Source organism: Streptomyces sp. BBFR102, assembly GCF_051397025.1.
GTDB lineage: Bacteria > Actinomycetota > Actinomycetes > Streptomycetales > Streptomycetaceae > Streptomyces.
In genome coordinates, this window is sequence record NZ_CP195757.1 from 2,386,643 (window position 1) to 2,412,377 (window position 25,735).

Genomic DNA, 25,735 nt, shown 5'->3' on the forward strand with positions numbered 1-25,735 from the left:
GGCAGAGGCAAACCCGCGACCGGAGGAGTGCAGTGGCAGCCAATGACCGGGCAACGGCCCCCGGCAAGTCCGGCGGACCCGCTGCCGACGCGCTGATGCGCGCCTCGCTGAGCGCCGTCGCCCCCGGCACCCAGCTGCGGGACGGACTGGAGCGGATTCTGCGGGGGAACACCGGCGGGCTCATCGTGCTCGGCTGGGACAAGACCGTCGCGTCGATGTGTACCGGCGGCTTCGTGCTGGACGTCGAGTTCTCCGCGACCCGCCTGCGCGAGCTGTGCAAGCTCGACGGCGGCATCGTCCTCGACAAGGACCTCACCAAGATCCTGCGCGCCGGAGTCCAGCTCGTCCCCGACCCGACCATCCCCACCGAGGAGACCGGCACCCGGCACCGCACCGCCGACCGGGTCTCCAAGCAGGTCAACTTCCCCGTGGTCTCGGTCAGCCAGTCGATGCGGCTGATCGCGCTCTACGTGGACGGGCAGCGCCGGGTCCTGGAGGACTCGGCCGCCATCCTCTCCCGCGCCAACCAGGCCCTCGCCACGCTGGAGCGGTACAAGCTCCGGCTGGACGAGGTGGCCGGCACCCTGTCGGCGCTGGAGATCGAGGACCTGGTGACGGTCCGCGACGTCACGGCCGTCTCGCAGCGGCTGGAGATGGTCCGCCGGATCGCCGCCGAGATCGCCGAGTACGTGGTGGAGCTGGGCACCGACGGGCGCCTGCTCGCCCTCCAGCTGGACGAGCTGATCGCCGGCGTCGAGCCCGAACGCGAGCTGGTCGTACGGGACTACGTCCCCGAGCCCACCGCGAAGCGTTCGCGCACGGTGGACGAGGCGCTGACGGAGCTGGGCAAGCTCAGCCACACCGAGCTGCTCGAACTCCCCGTGGTGGCACGGGCGCTGGGCTACACCGGCTCGCCGGAGGCGCTGGACTCGGCGGTGTCGCCACGCGGCTTCCGCCTCCTGGCCAAGGTGCCGAGGTTGCCGGGGGCCATCATCGACCGGCTGGTGGAGCACTTCGGCGGCCTCCAGAAGCTGCTGGCGGCCAGCGTGGACGACCTCCAGACGGTGGACGGCGTCGGCGAGGCCCGCGCCCGCTCCGTCCGCGAGGGCCTCTCCCGCCTGGCCGAGTCCTCGATCCTGGAGCGGTACGTCTGACCGCCGCCTCACACGGTGAGAGCGCCGCCCCGCGAACTTCGCGGGGCGGCGCTCTCCTGTCCGTACCGGGACCGGACGGTCAGTCCTTGGCGAGGACGAAGGAGGTCTTGGCCGAGGCTCCCGGGGCCTTGGCCTCGGCGAGGTAGGTGCCGGGCTCGGCCGCGCCCGCCGGCGGGGTGGCGCACTTGTCGGCGCTGGCGCGGCGGTCCCAGGTGACGGTGTGGGTGACGCTGCCCTGGGCCGGCAGCTTCAGCAGCAGGCTCCCGGTGGCGGGGCAGTGCCCGGAGGACCACAGAGGCTTGTCGCCGCCGGTCTCGGTGATCGTCAGGACGGCGGATCCGGGCCCCAGGTCGACCTTGCAGTCGGCCTTCGAGGTGTTCTCGGCCTTGAGGACCAGGGTGGGCTTCTGGCCGGGCTCGTAAGTGTTCTTGGCGGAACTCAGCGTCAGTTCCAGGGCGCTCGCGGGGCAGTTGGGCATGGTCGAACCGGCCGGGAGCTTCTCGCCGGTCGTCTCGCCGCCGCCCGCTCCCCCGCCCGAACCGGAACCGGACCCGGGGTCCTGGGCGCCGGGCGCGTCCCCGCCGGGGCCCTCGTCCTCGCCGCCCGCGTCGCGGGAGCCGCCCGTACCGTCCTCGTCGGACTCGTCGCGGCCGCCGGGGTGTTCGCTGATCGCGGGGCCCGAGGGGGAGTCGCCGGGAGTGATGGAGGGGGCGGGGCTGTGGCCGCCGGGACCGGAGGCTCCGTCGCGCTTCCCGCCGCCGCCGAGTGACACCACCAGCCAGCTCACGAGGAGGGCGAGCACCGCCACGACGGACAGCAGGACGACCCTCCGTCGCCAGTAGATGGAGGAGGGAAGCGGCCCGATCGGATTGCGCAGAGATCCCACGCCCAAACCTTACGAGAGATCAGGCGCGTCTCCGGCCCCACCCGCCGCTCGGAGCGCATCTTTTCCGGATCATCATTCCACCGGGCACCCGATCACGGCCCGGAAGAGCACACCCGGAGCCACCTTGCCGACGGTGAGTCACCACGCGTGCACGTACGGGCAGATTCACGGTTCCCGGGCCTCCGATGAGACGCACGCCGCACGGACCGCCGGGTTACGGCGGAACCACCGGTGTCGGTAAACCGTATGTACGGCGAGAGAATCATCTGCGCGGGGCGGTGCCGGCAGGCCGGGCACCGCGCCCCGACGACCGCAACCGCCCAGGACGGCCTGGACCGCTCGACAGCTTGGACGGCATGAATACCATCTTGGAACCGGATCTCACGCCCGCCGCCGCCGCGGCGCACGCCGCCCCGCTCCCCGGCGACAGCACCGGGGAGGCCGCCGGTGAGACCCTCGCCGCGGCGGGCGACCTGGGAGGGACCTCCGGTCTCTACCGCGACATCCTCGACTTCGCCCACTCCACCCCGACCTGGACCAAGGACGTCGCCGAGCTGTGGACGGAGCTGGGCCTGCTGGTCTTCGCGGCGCTGTTCCTCGCCGGCTGGTGGCGCTCGCGCCGGTTCAGCCCGCAGGCGACCGCCGTGGCGGTGCTCGCGCCGCTGGTCACCGGCGTCGCCTACGTACTGAGCGAGGCGTTCAAGTCGGTCATCCAGGAGGAGCGCCCCTGCCGGGCCGTGGCGAACGCGGCCGCCTCACTGGTGCCCTGCCCGCCGTACGGCGACTGGTCGTTCCCCAGCAACCACTCGACGATCGCCGGGGCCGCCGCGATCGGCCTGGCGCTGGCCTGGCGCCATCTGTGGCGGCTCACCGTGCCGATGGCGATCCTGATGGGCTTCTCGCGGATCTTCGTCGGCGTGCACTACCCGCACGACGTCGCGGTCGGCCTGGTCTTCGGCGGCCTGGTCGCCTGGGGCCTGGTGCGGCTGTGCACCGGACCCCTCACCAGGCTGGTGGTGACCATGCGCGGCTCGGGTTCCGAGGCGATGGTGTGGCTGGCCGGACCGGGCGCGCCCCGGCACTCGGCCGGGGGCGAGCAGGTGAGGTGACCGGTCGTCCGACCTGACTCCAGCGGTGCGGTGCCCCGGCGGGGCGCCGCACCGCTGCGCGTGTCGCACGGGGTCCTCGTGGCAGGATCGAGAACGCCATGACTGCGTCGATGAAGCCCATGCCGAACACCCCCGCCCCCGACCGGCCCGAAGCCGTCCGCACCGCCACTCCCCCCACCACCCCACCGGCCCGCACCCCCCAGGCGGCCCGCGAGCCGGCCGCCGAGCCCGCGGCCGGCGCCACCGTTCCGCGCCCGGCCGCGGGCCAGCCGCAGACCGCGGCCGACCTGCACACCCCGGTCATCGCCTGGTTCGAGCAGCACGCCCGCGACCTGCCCTGGCGCGATCCGGACGCGGGCGCCTGGGCGGTGATGGTCAGCGAGTTCATGCTCCAGCAGACCCCGGTCAACCGGGTCCTGCCGGTCTACGAGCAGTGGATGTCCCGCTGGCCGCGCCCCGCCGACCTGGCCGCCGAGGCGCCCGGCGAGGCGGTCCGCGCCTGGGGTCGCCTCGGGTACCCGCGCCGCGCGCTGCGCCTGCACGGCGCGGCCGTCGCCATAGCCGAACGCCACGGCGGGGACGTCCCGGCCGAGCACGCCCAACTGCTCGCCCTGCCCGGCATCGGCGAGTACACGGCGGCGGCCGTCGCCTCGTTCGCGTACGGGCAGCGGCACGCGGTGCTCGACACCAATGTGCGCCGCGTGCTGGCACGGGCGGTGAGCGGCGTGCAGTACCCGCCGAACGCGACCACCGCGGCCGAGCGCCGCCTCGCCCGGGAGCTGCTGCCGGAGCGGGACGAGACGGCCGCCCGGTGGGCCGCCGCCTCGATGGAGCTCGGCGCGCTGGTCTGCACCGCGCGCAACGAGAGCTGCGCCCGTTGTCCGCTCGCCTCCCGGTGCGCCTGGAAGGCCGCGGGCAAGCCGCCGCACAGCGGTCCGGCCCGCCGGGGCCAGAGCTACGCGGGCACCGACCGCCAGGTCCGCGGCAAGCTCCTCGCGGTGCTGCGGGAAGCGGTCGCGCCGGTCGGGCAGGCGGTTCTCGACCGCGAGTGGGACGACGCCGTGCAGCGGGCCCGCGCGCTGGACGGGCTGGTCGCCGACGGCCTGGTCGAGCCGCTGTCCGACGGGCGGTACCGGCTGCCGCTCTCCTGACCGTCGCACACGAGACCGGACGCAAGCCCTCCGCCCGCCCCGCTCCAGGGGCGCGCGGAGGGCTGTTACACAACCGACGTACATCTGTGCGCCCACCGCCGCCCCACGCGCCGAACGCCGTTACACCGCGCCCGTAGGTTCGTCCCGTACCACCCCGCCGACTCCGGGCGGCGTGCGGTGGACCAGGGGATTCACGGGGTGGAGCGGAGGCGGACGTGGCGCAGAACGAGGTGCTGGAGTTCGAGGAGTACGTCCGCACACGGCAGGACGCGCTGCTGCGCAGCGCGCGCCGGCTGGTCCCCGACCCTGTGGACGCCCAGGACCTGCTCCAGACGGCACTGGTGCGCACGTACCGGCGGTGGGAGCTGATAGCGGACAAGCGGCTGGCCGACGCCTATCTGCGGCGTGTCATGATCAACACGCGCACGGAGTGGTGGCGCTCGCGCAAGCTCCAGGAGGTCCCGACCGCGGAACTCCCCGAGCCCGCGGTCACCGACGGCACCGAGCAGCACGCCGACCGCGCCCTGCTCATGGACGTGCTGAAGGTGCTGGCTCCGAAGCAGCGCAGTGTCGTGGTGCTGCGACACTGGGAGCAGATGTCCACTGAGGAAACCGCCGCTGCCCTCGGCATGTCGGCCGGCACGGTGAAGAGCACGCTGCACCGGGCGCTCGCCCGGCTCCGCCAGGAGCTGGAGAGGCGTGAACTGGAGAGCCGCGCGCCCGAGCGTGAGGAGCAGGAGCGTTGCGCGGCCTGAGGGCTCATCCTGCACGGGCGGTGGTCTGCGCCGCCGTGACCTCCCTACTTCTCGTGGCCGCCCTCATGTCCTGTACCGCGACCAGCACCGGTACCCGCGACGAGGGCCCGGCCCGCAGTGAGCCGGTCGCCTCCTCACCCACCGGCGCGGCGAGCCCGACGCCCCGGGTGAAGCGGGCCGACGCGGTGAAGCTGCTCAAGGCGGACCCCGAGGTCGACCCGGGTGTCAAAAGCGACCTGGAACCCTGTGTCGGCGACGAGTACCCGGTCGACGTCAGCTACGGCGACCTGACCGGCGCCAAGGTCTCCGACCTCGTGATCAATGTGCTGACCTGCGGCGACGCCGTGGGTGTCGGCGCCTACGTGTACCGCGTCGCCCCGCAGGGCAAGCCGGCCGAGGAAGCCGCCGCCACCCAGGGCTACGTCAACGTCTTCCGTAACGAGACGCCCCCCGTCTACGCCGAGATCGACCGGGGCGACCTCGTGGTGACCCGCCAGGTGTACGACAGGGGTGACGCGGTCGCGTACCCCTCGGGCGAGGAGGTCGTGACCTACCGGTGGAAGGACGACGCCTTCGCCGAGCAGTTCCGGCAGCACAACGACTACAGCAACACCGTCACCTCCGAGCCGCCGCAGGCGCTGGGCGCGAGACCGGCGCCGACCCGGAGCCAGGACCCGCCCACGGCCTGACACCATCGTTCCGCGACCACCTTCGAGATGTGCGAACCGGGAGACAGAGGCCCCACCGATGGCCGACCACACCCATGTCCTGTTCGTGGAGGACGACGACGTGATCCGGGAGGCGACCCAGCTCGCCCTGGAGCGGGTCGGCTTCCGGGTGACCGCCATGCCCGACGGGCTCTCGGGGCTGGAGGCGTTCCGCGCCGACCGGCCCGACATCGCCCTGCTCGACGTGATGGTGCCCGGGATGGACGGGGTCAGCCTGTGCCGCCGCATCCGGGACGAGTCGACCGTGCCGGTGATCATGCTCTCGGCGCGGGCCGACTCCATCGACGTGGTCCTCGGCCTGGAGGCGGGCGCGGACGACTACGTCACCAAGCCCTTCGACGGCTCGGTCCTGGTCGCCCGCATCCGCGCCGTGCTGCGCCGCTTCGGCCACGCGGCGGGGGCCCAGGGCGCCAGGGCCGCGGAGGAGCCCTCCGGTGGAGCCGTCGAGGCTGACGGGCTGCTCCGCTTCGGCGACCTGGACCTGGACACCGAGGGCATGGTGGTGCGGCGCGCCGGCACCCCGGTCGCGCTGACACCGACCGAGATGCGGCTGCTACTGGAGTTCTCGGCCGCGCCGGGCACCGTCCTCTCCCGCGACAAGCTGCTGGAACGCGTCTGGGACTACGGCTGGGGCGGCGACACCCGGGTGGTCGACGTGCATGTCCAGCGGCTGCGCGCCAAGATCGGCCAGGAGCGGATAGAGACCGTCCGCGGCTTCGGCTACAAACTGAGGGCCTGACGTGTTCGGGCCCTTCCGCCGCCGCGCCCCCGCCGGGTCCGAAGCGGCGGCCGGTACCGGTCCCGGCGGCGCGTCCCCAGCCGCCGGGGCCCACCGGGAGAGCCGGTGGCGGCGGTGGCGCGACCGGCTGCGCGGGCAGCTGCACACCGGGCTGCGGTGGAAGCTGAGCGCGGCCATCACCCTGGTCGGGGCGCTCGTCGCGCTCGCTCTCAGCCTCGTCGTGCACAACGCCGCCCGGATCTCGATGCTCGACAACGCCCGGGACCTCCAGGACGAGCGGGTCCAGTTCGCCCAGCGGATCTACGCGGGCACGGGCCGGCTCCAGTTCGGCGCCAAGATCGACGACCCGGACATCCCCGCCGAGCTGCGGGAGCGGGGGCAGGCGGGCCGCCGCGCCACCTTCATCCAGGAGTTCCACGAGGGCGTCCCCGACATCTGGGGGGCCGTGCCGCTCGGTGACGGCCGCATCCTCTCCGTGCACACCCGCTTCAACGACCGCAGCTCCACGATCATGCGCGACCTCGACCGGGTGCTGCTCATCGGCTCGGGTGCGGTCATCCTGGGCGGCTGCGCGCTGGGCGTCCTCATCGGCGGGCAGCTCTCCCACCGGCTGCGCAAGGCGGCGGCCGCCGCGAACCAGGTGGCCGAGGGGCGTACCGACGTCCGGGTGCGCTCGGCGATAGGCGGCGTGGTCCGGGACGAGACCGACGACCTGGCGCGGGCCGTGGACGCGATGGCGGACGCGCTGAAACGGCGGCTGGAGGCGGAGCGCCGGGTCACCGCGGACATCGCCCACGAGCTGCGCACCCCGGTCACCGGTCTGCTGACCGCCGCCGAGCTGCTGCCGCCGGGCCGCCCCACCGAGCTGGTACGGGACCGGGCGCAGGCCATGCGCACCCTGGTCGAGGACGTGCTGGAGGTCTCCCGCCTGGACACCGCCGCCGAGCGCGCCGAACTCCAGGACATCGCGCTGGGCGAGTTCGTCACCCGCCGCGTCCGCACCCTCGGGCCCGACGTGGAGGTGCGGGTCCTCTACGACGCCGACGTGGCGACCGACCCGCGCCGCCTGGAGCGGGTCCTCGGCAACCTGCTGGCCAACGCCGCCAAACACGGCAGGCCCCCGGTCCAGGTCACCGTCGAGGGCCGGGTGATCCGGGTACGGGACCACGGGCCTGGGTTCCCTGAGGCGCTGCTGGCCGACGGGCCGAGCCGGTTCCGCACCGGCAGTGCCGACCGGGCGGGCCGGGGGCACGGGCTGGGGCTGACCATCGCGGCCGGGCAGGCCCGGGTGCTGGGGGCGCGGCTCACCTTCCGCAACGTCCGGACCCCCGGGGCGGAGCCCGGCGCCCCGCCGGAGGGCGCGGTCGCCGTGCTCTGGCTGCCGGACCACGCCCCGACCAGCACGGGGAGCTTCCCGGTGATACGGCTCCCGGACGACGACCGGGCCGCCGGGGCCCGCCGGGGCTCGCGGCCGTGGTGGCGTGGCACGACGAGCGGCGGCGCGGGCTGAGAGCCCGCACCGCCGCTCGGGGGTGCCGTCCGCGCCGGGGCGCGGTGGTCTACGGCCGGATCACAGACCCTTGCTGCTCAGGAACGCGGCGGGGTCGATGGCGGAGCCGTAGTTGGGGCCGGTCCGGACCTCGAAGTGCAGGTGGGGACCGCTGGAGTTACCGGTGTTGCCGGAGAGGGCGATCTTCTCGCCCTGCTCGACCGTCTGGCCGGGGGTCACGTTGATCTGCGACAGGTGGGCGTACTGGGTGTACGTCTTGTCGGCGTGCTTGACCACGACGGCGTTGCCGTAGGCCGGGCCGTCACCGGCGCCGTTGCCGCCGGTCTTGACGACCGTGCCGCCGTGGGCGGCGTGGACGTCGGTGCCGACCGACACCGCGTAGTCCTGACCGGAGTGCTTGTTGGCCCAGCGGTCACCGCCGGTGCCGTAGGTGGCCGAGATGCTCGCGTCGTTCACCGGGACGCTCCACGAGGACTTCTTCTTCGCGGGCTTGCTCTCCGCCTTCTTCTCGGCGGACTTGGCCTTGGGGGCTTCCTTCTTCGACTGCTCGGCCGTCTGGACGGACTGAGCGGCCTTCGACTGCGCGTCCGCCTGGGCGGCGACCGCACCGGCCGCAGCACCAGTGGCGGTGTCCGCACCGGTCGCGGCGGACGCGACCCCGACCCCGAGCATCGCCGAGGCGCCGAGACCGGCGGCCAGGACGGCGACCCGAGTACGGAGCTGGGGCGAGGCGAGGTTGAGGTTCATGGCGCGCTTCGACATACGGGGTGGACCTCCGTGAGGGGGAACGAGGGAGCCCGACGTTTCGCCGGTGCATCACCTTGGTAACCCGCCGCCCCATCTCCTGACAAAGGGCCCATCTACTACCGGATCTCGTATTTCGGAGGGGGGTAACCCACGCCCTTGACAGCACGGCCGCAGCACGCCAGAACCCTCCGAATCACCCCCCTGGGCGCGGCGGGGCCCCAGATCGGGACCGAAAGAGGGGGGCCGGCCCGTCGAAGTGAAGCCGTTCACACGACGAGCCTCCAGGTCGGCCCGACAAAACGCCTCTTAAACCTCCAAATCGGACCAGAGTGCTCCTATGGGATGTAGTAGGCCCGGAACCCCCTGTGCCGCTTGTCACCCGGCAGGGCCTGAGAGGCCCCCCTGAAAGTGGCCTGGGCCACTCCGCCGGAGCGGCCAACTCGCCCTTCCGGACGCCCCGATGAGCCACCTGAAAGTGGCCCAGGCCACTCCGGGAGGGCCGTGCGAGGTCCACGAACGCCCGGCGGACCCCGGCCAGGGGGTACGCGAAGGCCCGAACGGCTTCCCGCGAGGGCCTCCGAAACGGCTTCCGCGCACCGGGAAGCGGGGCATCGAAGCGGGAGCCCGGACCGGCCCAGGGAGGACCCGGCCCGGAGCGTCTTCAACGGGCCCCGGGAGCGCCGCCCACCCTCCAGGGACAACCGGCCCAAGGCGCCTCCAAGCCACCCCGAACCCCCTTGGGCTCCACAACGGCCACGCCCTCCCAGGAGCCCACGGCGAGACCGGCACCCAGCCCCGCAGTCGGCCTGCGGACCGTGTGCCCCATGGGATCCCCGGGGCGGGGCCGCCCGGGTGCGGGAGCAGGGCCCGGCGACGGGCACCATCCACGTTCTGCACCGCCCAGAGAACCGACGGCCTCGCTGCCCCTGGTACACCGCCGAAGTGAGCCCCCGCCGACCTCTCCACCGACCCCTACGGGCTCGACGGCGTCAGCCACCACGTCCCGCACGAGGCCACCTGGCACACCTCCCTCACCCAGCTCTGGACGGCCCTGCGTCTCGACAGCGGACACGGCGAGGGGCCGCGACGAGAGCGCCTCCTGACCACCTGGGCGCAGGCCTCTACTCCGCCGCCGCCCCCTCCGCGACACCGGCTCGACCCACGACGAGGCGTCCTGACCGCCGCCCCCCTCCGCCGGGTCACCGACAGCGAGGGCCGTGGCAAGGCCGGCCGCCCGGGCGGCCACCGACAACAAACGCCGTGGCACGACCACCGACCCACTCGGGCCCGCCACCGGCAAGAGCCGTGACCGGGCCGCCGCCCCGCTCCGGCAAGCCCCCCACAGCGCGACCCGGAGCACAGCCGCCGTACGCTCCTCACGCCGGTGCCGTCGCGACATCGGGCTACGCCCCGCCCTCACCCGCTCGACGGCCCCGCTGGCCGGAACCCGCTCCGCACGCCCTCCCCGGCCCGGCAGGATGGCCCCATGGCCGCACTTCTCGCCAGCCTCCCGGCCGACCTGTGGACCGTCCCGTACGCGGGCTCCCGCTACCCCGGCTCCCCCGCCGCCACCGCCCGCCCCGGCCTGGCCCTCGGCGCCAACTGCCAGCTCTACGCCTACGAGGTCCTGCGCCGCTTCGGCCGACCCCTCCCGCCCCTGCGCTCGGCCGAACTGTGGACCGACCGCACCGCCACCCGCCAAGTCCCCCACCCCGGCCCGCTCGACCTGCTCCTCTACAACCCCGACGGCACCGCGTACGGCGCCCACGTCGGCATCTGGATGGCCGAGGACTCCGTGCTGCACCTGTGCCGCGAAGTGGGCCACCCGGCCGTCTGGCAGCCGGCCGACTTCGCGGCGAGGCCGCGCTACCGGCATCTGGTGGGGGTCAAGCGGGTGCTGCCACCTGCTTGACCCGGCTGGGGTGCCCTCCGTCGCGGTCCGGCCGGGCCGGTCGGGCGCACGGCGTCGCGGAGCAGGCCGGGCCGACCAGGAACACCAGAAGCCCGCGGAGCAGGCAGCACCGCGACCGGTCGGCCTTCGGGCCTCGCCCAACCTCCGGGTGGCGTGAGAAGTACCTGGCACCGCTGCCCCGACCGGGCCGCCGTTCGCCGACCTCGAAGTAGGAGGAGGCTGAACCAGCGGCGGCCTGCCCTGGCCGCCGTCCCGTGCGCCGCGCCGGCCTGGCCGGCAGACCGGGGTCACCAGGCGCACCCCGCGTCGTCGCAGGTGTGCGCTGCTCACACGGACGAGGAGGACTTCCCGGCCGGGACCACATCCGGCGCGCTCCGTGGGCGGCCAGATCGCCCGGGCACTCGCAGACGGCCACAGGTCCGGTGAACTCGGGCGTTCGCTGCGGCGTCCGGCGTGTGCGTGGCCCGGACCGGCCCAGCCGGGGCCCACCCTGCCGCACCCCGCACAGTCCGGCCCGTCCCGGTCCGGTCCGGTCCGGCCCGGAACCCCCTTGTCAGCCGCTCGGAAACGAAGAAAGCCGCCTCCCTCGGGCCCGTTCCGAAGAACGGGCCCGAGGGAGGCGGCCCAGCCTCGCGCGCCCCGGCAGGGCGCGCCCGGCCTACTCCTTGCTCAGGTTCGGGCCACCGCCGGCGGCCGACTCGACCGGAGGGGCGTCCGGCAGGGCGGACTTCTCCTCACCCCGGAAGGTGAAGGTCTTCGCGTCGCCCTCGCCCTCCGTGCCGACGACCACGATGTGGCCGGGGCGGAGGTCGCCGAAGAGGATCTTCTCGGACAGGGTGTCCTCGATCTCCCGCTGGATGGTGCGACGCAGCGGACGCGCGCCCAGAACCGGGTCGTAACCCTTCTTGGCGAGCAGCTCCTTCGCCTCCTGGCTGAGCTCCAGGCCCATGTCCCGGTCCTTCAGACGCTCGTCCACGCGGCCGATCATGAGGTCGACGATCTGGAGGATGTCGTCCTGGCTGAGCTGCGGGAAGACGATGACGTCGTCGACACGGTTGAGGAACTCGGGGCGGAAGTGCTGCTTCAGCTCGTCGCTGACCTTCGCCTTCATCCGCTCGTAGTTGCTCTTGGTGTCGCCCTGGGCGGCGAAGCCGAGGTTGAAGCCCTTGGAGATGTCCCGGGTGCCGAGGTTGGTCGTCATGATGATGACCGTGTTCTTGAAGTCGACGACCCGGCCCTGGGAGTCGGTCAGCCGACCGTCCTCCAGGATCTGGAGCAGCGAGTTGAAGATGTCCGGGTGGGCCTTCTCCACCTCGTCGAAGAGGACGACGGAGAACGGCTTGCGGCGCACCTTCTCGGTCAGCTGGCCGCCCTCCTCGTACCCCACGTAACCGGGAGGCGAACCGAAGAGACGGGAGACCGTGTGCTTCTCGCTGAACTCCGACATGTCGAGGGAGATCAGCGCCTCCTCGTCACCGAAGAGGAACTCGGCGAGCGCCTTGGACAGTTCGGTCTTACCGACACCGGACGGGCCCGCGAAGATGAACGAGCCACCGGGGCGCTTCGGGTCCTTGAGACCGGCCCGCGTACGCCGGATCGCCCGGGAGAGCGCCTTGACGGCGTCCTTCTGGCCGATGACGCGCTTGTGGAGCTCGTCCTCCATGCGCAGCAGACGCGAGGACTCCTCCTCGGTCAGCTTGAAGACCGGGATGCCCGTGGCCGTGGCCAGGACCTCGGCGATCAGGTCCTCGTCGACCTCGGCGACGACGTCCATGTCGCCGGCCTTCCACTCCTTCTCCCGCTTGGCCTTGGCGGCCAGGAGCTGCTTCTCCTTGTCGCGGAGGGAGGCGGCCTTCTCGAAGTCCTGCGAGTCGATCGCGGACTCCTTGTCCCGGCGGACACCTGCGATCTTCTCGTCGAACTCGCGGAGGTCCGGCGGCGCGGTCATCCGGCGGATACGCATCCGGGAACCGGCCTCGTCGATCAGGTCGATCGCCTTGTCCGGCAGGAAGCGGTCCGAGATGTACCGGTCGGCCAGGGTCGCGGCGGCGACCAGCGCGGAGTCGGTGATGGAGACCCGGTGGTGGGCCTCGTACCGGTCGCGCAGACCCTTCAGGATCTCGATGGTGTGCGGCAGCGAGGGCTCGGCGACCTGGATCGGCTGGAAGCGGCGTTCGAGCGCGGCGTCCTTCTCCAGGTGCTTGCGGTACTCGTCGAGGGTGGTCGCACCGATCGTCTGCAGCTCACCACGGGCGAGCATCGGCTTGAGGATCGAGGCCGCGTCGATCGCGCCTTCGGCGGCGCCCGCGCCGACGAGCGTGTGCAGCTCGTCGATGAACAGGACGATGTCGCCGCGGGTGCGGATCTCCTTGAGGACCTTCTTCAGGCGCTCCTCGAAGTCACCGCGGTACCGGGAGCCGGCGACCAGCGCGCCGAGGTCCAGGGTGTAGAGGTGCTTGTCCTTGAGGGTCTCGGGCACCTCGCCCTTGACGATGGCCTGCGCCAGCCCCTCGACCACGGCGGTCTTGCCGACGCCGGGCTCGCCGATGAGGACCGGGTTGTTCTTGGTGCGGCGCGAAAGCACCTGCATGACCCGCTCGATCTCCTTCTCGCGCCCGATGACCGGGTCGAGCTTGGATTCGCGGGCGGCCTGGGTGAGGTTGCGGCCGAACTGGTCGAGGACCAGGGAGGTCGAGGGCGTGCCCTCGGCCGGACCGCCTGCCGTGGCGGCCTCCTTGCCCCCCGAGTAACCGGAGAGCAGCTGGATGACCTGCTGCCGCACCCGGTTCAGATCGGCGCCCAGCTTCACGAGGACCTGGGCGGCGACGCCCTCGCCCTCGCGGATCAGGCCGAGCAGGATGTGCTCCGTGCCGATGTAGTTGTGGCCGAGCTGGAGGGCCTCGCGGAGCGAAAGCTCCAGGACCTTCTTGGCGCGAGGGGTGAAGGGAATGTGGCCGGACGGGGCCTGCTGGCCCTGACCGATGATCTCCTCCACCTGCTGGCGGACCGCCTCGAGCGAAATCCCGAGGCTCTCCAGGGCCTTAGCGGCGACACCCTCACCCTCGTGGATCAGTCCCAGGAGAATGTGCTCGGTGCCGATGTAGTTGTGGTTGAGCATCCGGGCTTCTTCCTGAGCCAGGACGACAACCCGCCGCGCGCGGTCGGTGAACCTCTCGAACATCGTTAATCGCTCCTCAGAGCGGTCAGGCAGTAAGGGGTCGGTCCCCTCCCTGTCCTTCCGCAGCTTAGTCCCGCAAGCGGGGACCGCTCATTCCAACTGCCGACACCCGTCGATGGCCTCCTGACCCCGAACGCCGACAACTGCTCCAACCCGATGGTGCGAGACGATGTTCCCGCAGGCCAAGCTGTTACCCGCACTGCCACTACGCCGATGGCGAACGCGGGACGGCCGGACGAGGCTTACGCCCCTCCCCACTAGGCATCTCTTACCCGCGCCGACCGGCACTCCATGCCGATCACCCCCCATCCCTCAGCTACGGGCGAACAGCCTTGCGCCGCCGAATGCCGCGCCGACCCCTCACCGCGTGAACGCTTCGCACACGACGCACAACGCTCCGTAACCTGCGGATGGTTCCCGCCGTTCTCCCCCACATGACAGCTCCGGGCCCGGACAGCCCTCCGCCGTACGACGCGTGGCGCCGCTGGTACGCGCGAGTGCCCGGCTGGCCGGTGACGGACGGGGTACCGCCGCTGCTGTCGACCGGGCCCGCCTTCGACGCGCTCTCGCTGCCCGCGGCGGCGGGGCGGGAGGTGCTGGACCGGCTGCGCCCCACGACGCCGGTGGCGCTCGACGGGGAGGCGGTGCACCTGCTGGTCGCACCCGGCTCGGCGGACGAGTTGCCCGGCCTGCTCGACTGGCTGGAGTGGGGCCCCCTCGTACCGGAACTGCGCGGCGTCGGAGAGGGCGGCCACCTGGCGGCTCCCCCGCCACCGGGACTGCGGGGGACCGAAACGGCCGCACGGTGGCTGCGGCCGCCGATGGCCGGGGAGCCGGGACGCGCGCCCGTCCTGCCCGGTCTGGCACGTCTGGGCGACGGCGGCGCCCCCGACCTCGTGCGGCTGGTGAGCGCGGCGGCGACGGCGTGCCACCGGCTCAGGCTGGGGCGGAGCGGAGATCAGCCGTTGGCCTTCTCGTACTCGGCGCGGATGTTGGCCGGGACGCGGCCACGGTCGTTGATGTCGTAACCGTTCTCCTTGGCCCAGGCGCGGATGACCGCGGTCTCCGGGCCGGAACCGCCGGAGGTGGCGCGGGTCGCGCGGCCACGGCCCCCGGTGCTGCGGCCGCCGGTGCGCCGGCCGCCCTTCACGTACCGCTCCAGGAGCGAGCGCAGCTCTTCGGCGTGCTCGGCCTTGAGGTCGATCTCGTAGGACTTGCCGTCGAGCGCGAACGTCACCGTCTCGTCCGCCTCACCACCGTCGAGGTCATCGACAAGAAGGACCTGAACCTTCTGTGCCACGGGATTTCCTTTCATCGATAACTTCAGGGCCGAGGCCGCAGCGGACGCCCGCCGTTTCGCCATCCCCTGATATATGCAGTACGCCGGAAAGCAAACCGCTTTTCACCGGAAAACACAAACCCCCGGAGGGAACCGATGCGCGCAAGAGCCCGGGAAGAGGTCCGGAAACGTGCGCGTTTCGGACATAGCTCACCACGGTTGGGCCGTGTTCCGGAAATGGCGGGCGATCACCGCACAGGGCCGGGGCTCAGAGATGCAGAAGCATCCGGCTGTTGCCGAGGGTGTTCGGTTTCACCCGTTCGAGCCCGAGGAACTCCGCGACACCCTCGTCATAGGAACGCAGCAGCTCGCTGTAGACGTCGTGATCGACCGGCGTCTCACCGATCTCGACGAAGCCGTGGCGGGCGAAGAAGTCGACCTCGAAGGTGAGGCAGAATACCCGCCGCACTCCCAGCCAGCGTGCCGTCCGAAGGAGCTTGCCGAGCACCTGATGGCCTACGCCCGCGCCCCTGGCCTCAGGATTCACCGCGAGAGTACGGACTTCGGCGAGGTCTTCCCACATCACGTGCAGGGCGCCGCAGCCGACGATCTCGGCGTTGTCGTCGCGTTCCGCGACCCAGAACTCCTGGATGTCCTCGTAAAGGGTCACCGTCGCCTTGTCGAGCAGGATGCCCTTGCGTGCGTAGGAGTCGAGCAGAGAGCGGACCGCGGGGATGTCGCTGGTACGGGCCCGGCGGACGCTGACGGCTTTCGCCGGGGGTGCGCCTTTGCCGCTCGCAGCGCGGCCCGGTGCGGGCCCGTCCGGCGTAGTCGCGTGTTCTGCTGCTGCTTCTGCGGAGTCATCCGCCGACCCTGAGGACATACCGACGACGCTATCGCCCGGCACCGGCCTCGGGGTCACCGCCCTCCGATTCCGGGAGTTTCGCGACCGTCCCGGGACCATCCGGCCCGTCGTCGGCTTGCGCCGGTCGCCTTGAGTCCTGCGCGACTTCGGCTTCTTTGGCTTCTTCGGCTTCCCGGGCACCTTCCGTGCCTTCCCGGGGCCCTTCCGCGGGGAGTTGGATGACGCGCATCGCATCACCGAGGGCTTCGCGTTGTTCGGGCGACATCATGCCGAAGAAGGCGACGAGTGCGGCGGCCTGGTTGTCGCTGCGCTGCCACGCCTCGTTCATCAGTGCCGCGGCGTACGCGGCCCGGGTCGAGACCGCCGCATATCGATAGGCCCGGCCCTCCGCTTCTCTGCGCACCCAGCCCTTCTGATAGAGATTGTCCATTACCGTCATCACCGTGGTGTAAGCGATCGACCGTTCCTGCTGGAGATCTTCCAGCACTTCCCGAACGGTCACCGGGCGGTTCCACTTCCACACCCGTGTCATGACGGCGTCTTCGAGTTCTCCCAAGGGCCGAGGCACAGGTGCACCTTAGTGCGGGAACAGGCGCATTCCCCGGCGGACATGGCGCGGCACACGAAATGGGACCGCCCCGCTTCCTCGTCGGCCGCCTCCTGGCCCACGCAAGCCCCCGGGAATGCGGAAACCCCGCTTCGCCGGGCGGTGGCACGGCGGGCGGGGTGCGCGAGCGGACACGTCCGGCCGCCCTCACGCGTCGTACGACGGACGTACGGCGTGGGGGCGCGGTCGTTCAGCCGGGTGAGGCGGGGCCGGTCAGGCGTCCTTGGCCGGTACGGCGGCCTGGTGGGCACCCTCGGCGCGGGCGAGGGTGGCGTCGACGGCCGCGTCCTCCTTGGCCTTGTTGGCGCCACCCTGGGTCTTCACGATGACCGTGATGAGCGCGCCGAAGAAGACGGCCATCACCGTGGGAGGCAGAAGCGCGGAGACGTAGTCCATGGGACCAGGGTAGCCACCGGCTCCCCGGCCCCGCGCCCGCCCCCGGCCGTGTCGGCGCGGGGGCGGGGCGGCGGCGGGAAGCGGAGGCGGGTCAGCCGGCGGCGAGCTTCCTCGGGGGTTCCGGCGGGGACGGTTTGCGCTTGGGCGGGAAGACCTCGGCCGGGGTCGGCACCGGGCGCTCCCGCTCCGGGGCGGGTGTGCCGGGTCGGCGGTCGGGGCCGGGGCCGGCCGGGCGCCCGTCGGCCGCGTCGCCGCCACCGGGCAGGGCGTGCAGGCGGGTGCGGGAGGCGGGCACCGTGGCGCGTGCGGCCTCGGTCGGGGCTGGGCGGCCGGCCAGTTTGGCCCGGACCGCGCGCTCGACGAGGACCCGGCAGCGGGCGAGCAGGTCGGCCGCGACGGCGTTGCCGCGCAGCGCTCTGAGGGCGGCGAGGTCGTCGGGGACCGGCTGGTATCCGGCGCCGAGGGCTTCCTCCAGCAGGGGGAGGTATCCCGCGACCGTGCCCGGCAGGGCCGCCCGGTATCGAGTGAGGTCGGCGAGGAGGAAGTCACGGAGCCGGGCACTCTCGTGGACCGCCTCGTCGACCGAGTGGGCCAGACGCAGACAGGTGGAGACGTCTTCGTCGTCGGCGGTGCTGGGATGGAGGGCGATGGCGAGGGCGCGTCGGAGCACACGCAGCTCGTCTGCGCTGAACGCCATGCCGCCGCGGAATCCGTATGGCGTGGGCATGGGCCGACGATACGCACAAACCAGACAAAATCCGCTTACCGTAAATGGGGGTGGCGCGTTCTCGCACGTCGGGGCCCACCGAACGGCCCCCGTCGCTGAGCCGGAAGGGCGGGCGGACGGGGGCCGGGGCGGCGCGGAAGCGTGGTGCGCCGTGCGGTCAGAGGCGGGGGCGGTTCCGCTCGTAGACCAGGCGGAGGCCCATCAGGGTGAGCCAGGGCTCGTGCTCGTCGATGACGGTGGACTCCTTGAGGACCAGCGGGGCGAGGCCGCCGGTGGCGATGACCGTGACGTCCTCGGGGTGGTCGGTCAGCTCGCGGGACATCCGGGCGACCACGCCGTCGACCTGGCCGGCGAAGCCGTAGATGATGCCGGACTGCATCGCCTCCACGGTGTTCTTGCCGATCACACTGCGGGGCCTGGCCACCTCGAACTTGCGGAGCTGGGCGCCCTTCGCGCCGAGCGCCTCCACCGAGATCTCGATGCCGGGGGCGATGACTCCGCCGACGTACTCGCCGCGGGCGGAGACGGCGTCGAAGGTGGTGGCGGTGCCGAAGTCGACCACGATCGCGGGACCGCCGAAGAGCTCGATGGCGGCGGCCGCGTTGATGATGCGGTCGGCGCCGACCTCCTTCGGGTTGTCCATGAGGATCGGCACGCCGGTCTTGATGCCGGGCTCGACCAGCACGGCGGGCACGTCGCCGTAGTACCGCCGGGTCACCTCGCGCAGCTCGTGCAGGACCGAGGGGACGGTGGAGCAGATGGCGATGCCCTCGATGCCGTCGCCCAGTTCCTCGCCGAGCAGCGGGTGGGTGCCCATCAGGCCCTGGAGGAGGACGGCCAGTTCGTCGGCGGTGCGGCGCGGGTCGGTGGAGATCCGCCAGTGCTCGACGATCTCGTCGGCGTCGAAGAGGCCGAGGACGGTGTGGGTGTTGCCGACGTCGATGGTGAGCAGCATCAGGCGCCCGCTCCCTCGACGGCGGTCAGGCGGGTCCGGCGCAGGTCCAGGCCGATGTCGAGGATGGGCGCGGAGTGGGTGAGGGCGCCCACCGCGAGGTAGTCGACGCCGGTCTCGGCGTAGGCGCGGGCGTTCTCCAGGGTGAGGCGGCCGGAGGACTCCAGCAGGGCGCGGCCGTCGACCAGGGCGACGGCCTCCTCGGTCTCCAGGGTGGTGAAGTTGTCCAGCAGGATCAGGTCGGCGCCGGCGTCCACCACCTCGCGGAGCTGGTGCAGGGTGTCGACCTCGACCTCGACGGGTACCTCGGGGAACCGCTCGCGGACCGCGCGGAAGGCGGCGGCGACGCCTCCGGCCGCCACCACGTGGTTGTCCTTGACCAGGGCTGCGTCGGAGAGGGACATGCGGTGGTTGACGCCGCCGCCGCAGCGGACCGCGTACTTCTCCAGGGCGCGCAGGCCGGGGGTGGTCTTGCGGGTGTCGCGCACCTTGGCCCTGGTGCCCCCCAGGGCGTCGGCCCAGGCGCGGGTGGCGGTGGCGATGCCGGAGAGGCGGCAGAGGATGTTGAGGGCGCTGCGCTCGGCGGTGAGCAGGTCGCGGGTGCGCGCGGTGACGGTCAGCAGCGGCTCGCCGGCGATGATCCGGTCGCCGTCCTCGGCGTGCCGCTCCACCTCGAACTCCTCGGTGGCCACGATCGACAGGACCGCCTCCGCGACCCGGAGCCCGGCGACCGTGCCGTTCTCCCGCGCGGTGAAGTCGGCGACGGCGACCGCGGTCTCGGGGATGGTGGCGACGGTCGTGACGTCCTCACCGTCGGCGAGGTCCTCGGCGAGCGCCAGCAGGGCGACCTGCTCGACGTCGAACGGGTCGATGCCGGCGGCGGTGAAGAAGGCGGCCAGCGCCGGGTCGAGGGTCAGCTCGCTCTCCTCGGCAAAGTGTCCGCAGCCGCAGGAGTCACCGCAGCCGCCGCCCTCGTCCTGGGCGCCGATCCGGTGGAGGGGGAGGTCGGGGGTGCTGCTCACGGTCAGGGCTCCTGGGGGAGGGTGTGGTCCGGATGGAAGGGGGTGCGCGCGGCCGGGGCGGTGGCCGGGAGGCCGGGCCCGCCGGTGGTGTGCATGCTGAGCGTACGGTCCTGGTTCAGCCGGGTGACGAGATGGCGGCGCCAGCGGGTGTCGTCGCGGTCCGGGTGGTCCTCGCGCCAGTGGCAGCCGCGGGTCTCGGTGCGACGGCGGGCGGAGTCGACGAGGACCCGGGCGACGACGAGGAGGTTGGTCGTCTCCCAGCTCCCGACGCCCGGCTCGGCGGGCCTGGCCTCGGCGGGGGCCGCTTCGGCCGCCGTCTCCCCGGCCTGCGCGCGGAGCGCCGACAGGGCTTCGGCCGCCGCGGCCAGGGAGGCTTCGCAGCGGAGCACTCCGGCGCCGCGCGTCATGGTCCGCTGGAGGGCGACCCGCTGCTCGGGGGCGAGCAGCGGGATCGTCTCGGCCCGGGCGGGCTCTGCCGGTACGGGCGCGTCCGCCGGGTGGGCCGCCACGATGGCGTCGGCGATGCGCTCCGCGTAGACCAGGCCCTCCAGGAGGGAGTTGGAGGCGAGCCGGTTGGCGCCGTGGACGCCGGTGCAGGCGGTCTCGCCGCAGGCGTAGAGGCCGGGGATGGTGGTGCGGCCCGAGCGGTCGGTGCGGATGCCGCCGGAGGCGTAGTGGGCGGCGGGGGCGACCGGGATCGGCTCGGTGACCGGGTCGATCCCGTGGGCGCGGCAGGCGGCGAGGATGGTCGGGAAGCGTTCGGCCCACATCTCGGCGCCGAAGTGGCGGGCGTCGAGGTACATGTGCTCGGCGTCCTGCTCCTGCATCCGGCGGGTGATCGCCTTGGCGACGATGTCGCGCGGGGCCAGCTCGGCCAGCTCGTGCTGCCCCGCCATGAAGCGCGCGCCGTCGGCGTCGACCAGGTGCGCGCCCTCGCCCCGGACCGCCTCGGAGACCAGCGGCTGCTGGCCCTCTGCGTCGGCACCGAGGAAGAGGACGGTCGGGTGGAACTGGACGAACTCCAGGTCGCAGACCTCGGCTCCGGCACGCAGCGCGAGCGCCACGCCGTCGCCGGTGGAGACGGCCGGGTTGGTGGTGGCGGAGAAGATCTGGCCCATGCCGCCGGTCGCGAGGACCACAGCGGGGGCGTGGACGGCGCCGACGCCGTCGCGCCGCCCCTCACCCATGACGTGCAGGGTGACGCCGGCGGTGCGGCCCTCGGCGTCGGTGAGCAGGTCGAGGACGAGGGCGTTCTCCACGGTGCGGATGGCGCGGGCGCGCACGGCCGCGACCAGGGCGCGGGAGATCTCCGCGCCGGTCGCGTCGCCGCCCGCGTGGGCGATCCGGCGCCGGTGGTGGCCGCCCTCGCGGGTGAGCGCGAGGGTGCCCGCCGCGTCGGCGGTGTCGAAGACGGCGCCGGTGCCGATGAGACGGCGCACCGCGTCCGGCCCCTCCGTGACCAGCAGCCGGACGGCGTCCTCGTCGCAGAGTCCGGCCCCGGCGACGAGGGTGTCGTCGAGGTGCTGCTCGGGGGTGTCGCCCTCGCCGAGCGCGGCGGCGACCCCGCCCTGCGCCCACCGCGTCGACCCGTCGTCCAGCCGCGCCTTGGTGACGACGACCGTACGCAGTCCGGCCGCCGCGCAGCGCAGGGCGGCGGTCAGCCCGGCGACGCCGCTGCCGACCACCACGACGTCGGCGGGCTCGGCCCAGCCCGGAGCGGGCGCGGGCAGGCGTATCGCCGTGCGGGGGGCGGTCCGTCCCGGGGGCTGGCCGGTTGTCACGAGGCGGCTCCGTGCGGGGCGAAGCGGAGGGGGAGGTTGTCGATGAGGCGGGTGGTGCCGACCTTGGCCGCGACGGCGAGAAGGGCCTCTCCCTCGTGATCGTCGGTGATCTCGGCGAAGGTGGCCGGGTCGATGAGGGCGAGGTAGTCGAGGACGAGCGGCGGCTCGGCGCGGGCCGCGTCCTCCAGGACGGCACGGGCGGATTCGCGGACGGCGGCCGGGCCCGGGAGCCGGGCGTGGGCCACGGCGTGGGCGTCGGCGGCGAGCCGCGACTCGCCGAGGGCGTCGAGGCCCTCGGCGCGGGCGGCGTCGCCGGGGGCGGCGGTGGCGCGCTCGCGCAGTGCCTCCTGGGCGCCGAGGCGGTCGCGGCCGGCGAACAGGGCGCGGGAGAGGGCGAGGGCGGTGCGGCGCTCGGCCGGGGAGAGGAAGCGGTTGCGGCTGGAGCGGGCCAGGCCGTCGTCCTCGCGGACGGTGGGGACGGCGACGATCTCGACGCCGAAGTCGAGGTCCTCGACCATCCGCCGGATCAGCGCGAGCTGCTGGGCGTCCTTCTGGCCGTAGAGGGCGAGGTCGGGCCGGGTGAGGTGGAGGAACTTGGCGACGACGGTGAGCATGCCGTCGAAGTGGCCGGGCCGGGTGGCCCCTTCGAGGAGCCCGCCGAGCGGCCCGGCGGTGATCCTGACCTGCGGTTCGCCGCCCGGGTAGACCTCGTCGGCACGGGGTGCGAAGACCAGGTCGGCGCCGGCCTCGCGGGCGGTCTCCAGGTCGGCGTCGAGGGTGCGCGGGTACTGGTCGAGGTCCTCGCCCGCGCCGAACTGGAGCGGGTTGACGAAGACGGTGACGACGACCTGCCCGGTGGGGCCCGCCAGCTCGCGGGCGGTGCGGATGAGCTGGGCGTGGCCCTGGTGGAGCGCGCCCATCGTCATCACCACGGCCCGCCGCCCGGGGCGCGGCGCCGCGTGCAGCTCGGCGGCGGTGCGCACGAGGGTGGCGGCCTGCGGGGTGGGGGTGGGGGTGGGGTCGGTCATCGGTCCGTTCCGTCCTGGTCTTCGCCGTCGGGGCGCTCGTCGGGGTGGTCGCCGCCGGGGGCCTGGCGGGGTACGGAGTCCTCGGCGAGTACGGCGAGGAGGGCGGCTGCGAGGTCGGGCTTGAGCAGGCCCTGGTCGAGGGCGCGGTCGGCGGTGGCGCGGGCCATCGCGAGGTACCCGGGAACGGCGCGCGGCGCGTGCGCGCGCAACTGCTCGACGTGGGCCGCGACCGTACCGGCGTCGCCTCGGGCGACCGGGCCGGTGAGGGCGGCGCCGCCGGAGCGCAGGGCGTTGTCGAGGGCGGCGCCTAGGAGGGGGCCGAGCATCCGGTCGGGGGCGCCGACGCCGGCCTCGCTCAGCAGCTCCATCGCCTCGGCGACCAGGGTGACCAGGTGGTTGGCGCCGAGCGCGAGGGCCGCGTGGTAGAGGGGACGGGCCTCCTCGGCGATCCACTCCGGCTCGCCGCCCATCTCGATGACCAGGGCCTCGGCGGCGAGCCGCAGCTCGTCCGGGGCGGTGACGCCGAAGGAGCAGCCGGCCAGGCGCTGCACGTCGACCGGGGTGCCGGTGAAGGTCATGGCCGGGTGCAGGGCGAGCGGCAGCGCCCCGGCCCGGCGGGCGGGGTCGAGCACGCCGACGCCGTACCGGCCCGAGGTGTGCACCAGCAGTTGGCCCGGGCGGACGGCGCCGGTGGCGGCAACTCCTTCGACCAGGCCGGGGAGGGCGTCGTCGGGGACGGTGAGGAGGACGAGGTCGGCGGCGGCCAGCACCTCGGCGGGGCTGACCAGGGGGACGCCCGGCAGCAGCGCGTCGGCGCGCCGCCGGGAGGCGTCGGAGACCCCGGAGACGGCGACGGGCCGGTGCCCGGCGAGCTGGAGCGCTGCCGCCAGGGCGGGGCCGACGCGGCCCGCGCCGACCACGCCGACGGTGAGGCGGGCGGGGCGGTCGTGCGGGTCGGGGAGGGAGGGTGTGTTCACTCGGCTGGGGCCTTCCGTTCCAGTCCGCTGGGGGTACCGGACGATTTCCGTCATGCTAACGCGGTCCATCCGGGCCGGGACCGGGGTTGTCCACAGGCTGTGCATATTCGTACGACTGGCGGATTGGGTCCTTCCGCTTGATCTTTCCGCAGGCCGCGCCGGAGTGTCGGGCACCGGACCGGCGGACCGGGCCGAGCCCTTCCGTACGCGTTCCCGCAACGCCGGTCACGCCCGCCGACGGCTGGGACATCATCGGGGCATGAACGAGAACGAGCGGAATCCGCAGACGGTGACGGACCCGGTGGAGCACACCGGGCAGCAGACGCCGGGCCCGGGAGGAAGAGGGCCGGACGAGGCCCCTGGCGAGGGCGAGGCGCACGCCCGGCGCGCGGCCGCCCTGCGGAGCGCGGAACGCGTCCTCGCCCGCCACAGCATGGACACCACCCTCCAGGAGCGGCTGGCCGCGCTCCCGGCGCAGGCCGCCGCCGTCTACGACCTGGCGGAGCCCGTGGACACCTACGGCAACGGCGTGGTCGAAGCCCTGGAGGACCGGGTGGCAGACCTGCTCGGCACCGAGGCCGCCGCCTTCTTCCCCACCGGGACGATGGCGCAGCAGGTCGCCCTGCGGTGCTGGGCGGGGCGCTCGGGGAACAGCACGGTGGCGCTCCACCCGCTGGCCCATCCCGAGGTGCACGAGGGCGGCGCGCTCGGCGCGGTGAGCCGGCTGCGCACGGTCCACCCGACGTGGGCGCGGCGGCTGCCGACCGCCGCCGAGGTGCGGGAGTTCCCCGAGCCGTTCGGCACGCTGATGCTGGAGCTGCCCCTGCGGGACGCCGGTTTCGTCCTGCCCACCTGGGAGGAGCTGACGGAGGTGGTGGCCGCCGCCCGGGAGCGGGACGCGGTGGTCCACCTGGACGGCGCCCGGCTCTGGGAGTGCACCACGCACTTCGGCCGCACCCTTCCGGAGATCGCCGCCCTCGCCGACACCGTCTACGTCTCCTTCTACAAGTCGCTGGAGGGCATCGGCGGCGCCGCCCTGGCGGGCCCGGCCGCGCTGGTGGAGGAGGCCAGGACGTGGCGTCACCGCTACGGGGGCCAGGTCTTCCAGCAGTTCCCCAGCGCCCTCGCCGCACTGCACGGCCTGGAGACGGTCCTGCCGCTGCTCCCCTCGTACGTGGCGAAGGCCAAGGAGGTCGCCGAGGCGATCGGCACCGGCTTCACCGCTGCGGGGGTTCCGTGGTTCCGGCTCCATCCGCAGCCGGTCCACACCCACCAGTTCCAGGTCTGGCTGCCGTACGAGGCCGAGGCGCTGGACGCGGCCGTCACGGAGTTGGCCGAGGAGACGGGTACGGCCCTGTTCCGCCGCTGGATGCCGGGGGACGCGCCGGGGGTCTCGATGGCCGAGGTGACGGTGGCGGGGCCGGGGCTGGCGTGGACGCGGGAGGAGGTCGCCGAGGCCGCGGAGGTGTTCGCCCGGCGGGTCTCGGCAGCGGCGGGGTGAGCCGGGCCGCCGCCTCAGCGGCTGCCGGCGGGCCCCCCGGAGCCGGCGCGGACCAGGCCCGTCTCGTAGGCGAGGACGACGACCTGGACGCGGTCGCGCAGGCCGAGCTTGGTGAGGATGCGGCCCACGTGGGTCTTGACGGTGGCCTCGGAGAGGACGAGGTGGGCGGCGATCTCGCCGTTGGAGAGGCCCTGGGCGACGAGGACCATCACCTCGCGCTCCCGTCCGGTGAGCCGGTCCAGTCCGGCGGGCCGGGGGGCGGCGGCCGCGTCGGGGAGCATCGGCGCGAACCGGTCGAGGAGGCGGCGCGTGGTCGACGGCGCGACCACGGCGTCCCCGCTGTGCACGGAACGGATCGCGGTGAGTAGTTCGGAGGGAGGAACGTCCTTGAGCATGAACCCGCTGGCGCCGGCCCTGAGGCCGGTGAAGGCGTACTCGTCCAGGTCGAAGGTGGTCAGGATCAGCACCTTCGGCGGGTTCTCGGCGGCGCAGATCCGCCGGGTGGCCTCCACCCCGTCCAGGCGCGGCATCCGCACGTCCATCAGCACCACGTCGACGGCGGTCGACCGCAGCACCTCGATCGCCTCGGCGCCGTCGCCCGCCTCCGCGACCACCTCCATGTCGGGCTGGGCCGAGAGCACCATGCGAAAGCCGGTGCGCAGAAGCGTCTGGTCGTCGACGAGCATCACGCGGATCGGCACCATGCGAATCCCTTCCCTGTCCTGTCCGGG

Annotated in this window: 24 protein-coding genes; 10 read left to right on the top strand and 14 right to left on the bottom strand. The window is 73.3% G+C overall.

Annotation, left to right across the window (positions count from 1 at the left end; all coding sequences use genetic code 11):
- Positions 1 to 32 precede the first annotated feature (32 nt).
- The gene (gene disA, locus ACSLIC_RS10810; RefSeq protein WP_436737458.1) at positions 33 to 1,154 is read left to right on the top strand and encodes a DNA integrity scanning diadenylate cyclase DisA; all 1,122 of its coding nucleotides are present in this window, start codon (positions 33 to 35) and stop codon (positions 1,152 to 1,154) included.
- A gap of 79 nt (positions 1,155 to 1,233) precedes the next feature.
- Here disA and ACSLIC_RS10815 read toward each other — a convergent pair whose 3' ends face one another.
- On the bottom strand, positions 1,234 to 2,040 hold the full coding sequence (locus ACSLIC_RS10815) for a hypothetical protein (protein WP_436737459.1): 807 nt from the start codon (positions 2,038 to 2,040) through the stop codon (positions 1,234 to 1,236).
- A 356-nt stretch (positions 2,041 to 2,396) separates the two neighbouring features.
- Between ACSLIC_RS10815 and ACSLIC_RS10820 the strand changes: the two genes are divergently transcribed.
- From ACSLIC_RS10820 to cseC, 6 genes are all read left to right on the top strand, one after another.
- Positions 2,397 to 3,149 carry a phosphatase PAP2 family protein gene (locus ACSLIC_RS10820; protein WP_436737460.1) on the top strand — a complete coding sequence of 251 codons (753 nt, stop codon included), beginning with the start codon at positions 2,397 to 2,399 and terminating at the stop codon, positions 3,147 to 3,149.
- Positions 3,150 to 3,247: 98 nt separating this feature from the next.
- On the top strand, positions 3,248 to 4,300 hold the full coding sequence (locus ACSLIC_RS10825) for an A/G-specific adenine glycosylase (protein ID WP_436737461.1): 1,053 nt from the start codon (positions 3,248 to 3,250) through the stop codon (positions 4,298 to 4,300).
- Between the two features lie 215 nt (positions 4,301 to 4,515).
- Positions 4,516 to 5,055 carry a SigE family RNA polymerase sigma factor gene (locus ACSLIC_RS10830; protein WP_436737462.1) on the top strand — a complete coding sequence of 180 codons (540 nt, stop codon included), beginning with the start codon at positions 4,516 to 4,518 and terminating at the stop codon, positions 5,053 to 5,055.
- A gap of 20 nt (positions 5,056 to 5,075) precedes the next feature.
- Positions 5,076 to 5,744 carry a hypothetical protein gene (locus ACSLIC_RS10835; protein WP_436737463.1) on the top strand — a complete coding sequence of 223 codons (669 nt, stop codon included), beginning with the start codon at positions 5,076 to 5,078 and terminating at the stop codon, positions 5,742 to 5,744.
- A gap of 58 nt (positions 5,745 to 5,802) precedes the next feature.
- Positions 5,803 to 6,522, top strand: coding sequence for a two-component system response regulator CseB (gene cseB, locus ACSLIC_RS10840; protein ID WP_436737464.1), 720 nt, complete (start codon positions 5,803 to 5,805; stop codon positions 6,520 to 6,522).
- Position 6,523: 1 nt separating this feature from the next.
- A complete protein-coding gene (gene cseC, locus ACSLIC_RS10845) occupies positions 6,524 to 8,032 on the top strand; it encodes a two-component system sensor histidine kinase CseC (RefSeq protein ID WP_436737465.1) in 1,509 nt (502 codons plus the stop codon).
- 60 nt (positions 8,033 to 8,092) lie between these two features.
- Here cseC and ACSLIC_RS10850 read toward each other — a convergent pair whose 3' ends face one another.
- Positions 8,093 to 8,794 carry a M23 family metallopeptidase gene (locus ACSLIC_RS10850; protein WP_436737466.1) on the bottom strand — a complete coding sequence of 234 codons (702 nt, stop codon included), beginning with the start codon at positions 8,792 to 8,794 and terminating at the stop codon, positions 8,093 to 8,095.
- Positions 8,795 to 10,265: 1,471 nt separating this feature from the next.
- On the opposite strand from ACSLIC_RS10850, the gene ACSLIC_RS10855 reads away from it, so the two are divergent.
- A complete protein-coding gene (locus ACSLIC_RS10855; protein ID WP_436737467.1) occupies positions 10,266 to 10,691 on the top strand; it encodes a hydrolase in 426 nt (141 codons plus the stop codon).
- Between the two features lie 658 nt (positions 10,692 to 11,349).
- Here ACSLIC_RS10855 and ACSLIC_RS10860 read toward each other — a convergent pair.
- Positions 11,350 to 13,872, bottom strand: coding sequence for an ATP-dependent Clp protease ATP-binding subunit (locus ACSLIC_RS10860; RefSeq protein ID WP_436737468.1), 2,523 nt, complete (start codon positions 13,870 to 13,872; stop codon positions 11,350 to 11,352).
- A gap of 407 nt (positions 13,873 to 14,279) precedes the next feature.
- On the opposite strand from ACSLIC_RS10860, the gene ACSLIC_RS10865 reads away from it, so the two are divergent.
- Positions 14,280 to 14,897 carry an SCO3374 family protein gene (locus ACSLIC_RS10865; RefSeq protein WP_436737469.1) on the top strand — a complete coding sequence of 206 codons (618 nt, stop codon included), beginning with the start codon at positions 14,280 to 14,282 and terminating at the stop codon, positions 14,895 to 14,897.
- Here the strand turns inward: ACSLIC_RS10865 and ACSLIC_RS10870 are convergent.
- From ACSLIC_RS10870 to ACSLIC_RS10915, 10 genes are all read right to left on the bottom strand, one after another.
- Positions 14,828 to 15,169 (bottom strand): histone-like nucleoid-structuring protein Lsr2, encoded by a 342-nt coding sequence (locus tag ACSLIC_RS10870; RefSeq protein ID WP_436737470.1) that lies wholly within the window; start codon positions 15,167 to 15,169, stop codon positions 14,828 to 14,830. The two genes, ACSLIC_RS10865 and ACSLIC_RS10870, sit on opposite strands and share 70 nt — an antisense overlap.
- Positions 15,170 to 15,416: 247 nt before the next feature.
- Positions 15,417 to 16,031, bottom strand: coding sequence for an amino-acid N-acetyltransferase (locus ACSLIC_RS10875; protein ID WP_436737471.1), 615 nt, complete (start codon positions 16,029 to 16,031; stop codon positions 15,417 to 15,419).
- Positions 16,032 to 16,041: 10 nt separating this feature from the next.
- Entirely contained in the window at positions 16,042 to 16,545 is a 504-nt protein-coding gene (locus tag ACSLIC_RS10880; protein ID WP_436740340.1) for a BlaI/MecI/CopY family transcriptional regulator, read from the bottom strand.
- Positions 16,546 to 16,833: 288 nt separating this feature from the next.
- Entirely contained in the window at positions 16,834 to 17,016 is a 183-nt protein-coding gene (locus ACSLIC_RS10885; protein ID WP_436737472.1) for a hypothetical protein, read from the bottom strand.
- A gap of 91 nt (positions 17,017 to 17,107) precedes the next feature.
- The gene (locus tag ACSLIC_RS10890) at positions 17,108 to 17,713 is read right to left on the bottom strand and encodes a hypothetical protein (RefSeq protein WP_436740341.1); all 606 of its coding nucleotides are present in this window, start codon (positions 17,711 to 17,713) and stop codon (positions 17,108 to 17,110) included.
- Positions 17,714 to 17,900: 187 nt separating this feature from the next.
- Positions 17,901 to 18,698 (bottom strand): type III pantothenate kinase, encoded by a 798-nt coding sequence (locus ACSLIC_RS10895; RefSeq protein ID WP_436737473.1) that lies wholly within the window; start codon positions 18,696 to 18,698, stop codon positions 17,901 to 17,903.
- Entirely contained in the window at positions 18,698 to 19,717 is a 1,020-nt protein-coding gene (nadC, locus tag ACSLIC_RS10900; protein WP_436737474.1) for a carboxylating nicotinate-nucleotide diphosphorylase, read from the bottom strand. Before nadC ends, ACSLIC_RS10895 begins: the two co-directional genes overlap by 1 nt.
- A 2-nt stretch (positions 19,718 to 19,719) precedes the next feature.
- Positions 19,720 to 21,498 (bottom strand): L-aspartate oxidase, encoded by a 1,779-nt coding sequence (locus ACSLIC_RS10905; protein ID WP_436737475.1) that lies wholly within the window; start codon positions 21,496 to 21,498, stop codon positions 19,720 to 19,722.
- Complete coding sequence (gene panC / locus ACSLIC_RS10910) at positions 21,495 to 22,526, bottom strand: pantoate--beta-alanine ligase (protein ID WP_436737476.1); 1,032 nt, start codon at positions 22,524 to 22,526, stop codon at positions 21,495 to 21,497. Before panC ends, ACSLIC_RS10905 begins: the two co-directional genes overlap by 4 nt.
- Positions 22,523 to 23,503: a Rossmann-like and DUF2520 domain-containing protein gene (locus ACSLIC_RS10915; protein WP_436737477.1), complete on the bottom strand. Its 981-nt coding sequence runs from the start codon at positions 23,501 to 23,503 to the stop codon at positions 22,523 to 22,525. The genes panC and ACSLIC_RS10915 overlap by 4 nt, the downstream gene beginning before the upstream one ends.
- Before the next feature lie 259 nt (positions 23,504 to 23,762).
- Here ACSLIC_RS10915 and ACSLIC_RS10920 point away from each other — a divergent pair, with 259 nt between their 5' ends.
- Positions 23,763 to 25,004, top strand: coding sequence for a threonine aldolase family protein (locus ACSLIC_RS10920; protein ID WP_436737478.1), 1,242 nt, complete (start codon positions 23,763 to 23,765; stop codon positions 25,002 to 25,004).
- A gap of 14 nt (positions 25,005 to 25,018) precedes the next feature.
- Here the strand turns inward: ACSLIC_RS10920 and ACSLIC_RS10925 are convergent, their stop codons facing one another.
- Positions 25,019 to 25,708 carry a response regulator gene (locus tag ACSLIC_RS10925; RefSeq protein WP_436737479.1) on the bottom strand — a complete coding sequence of 230 codons (690 nt, stop codon included), beginning with the start codon at positions 25,706 to 25,708 and terminating at the stop codon, positions 25,019 to 25,021.
- Positions 25,709 to 25,735: the final 27 nt, after the last annotated feature.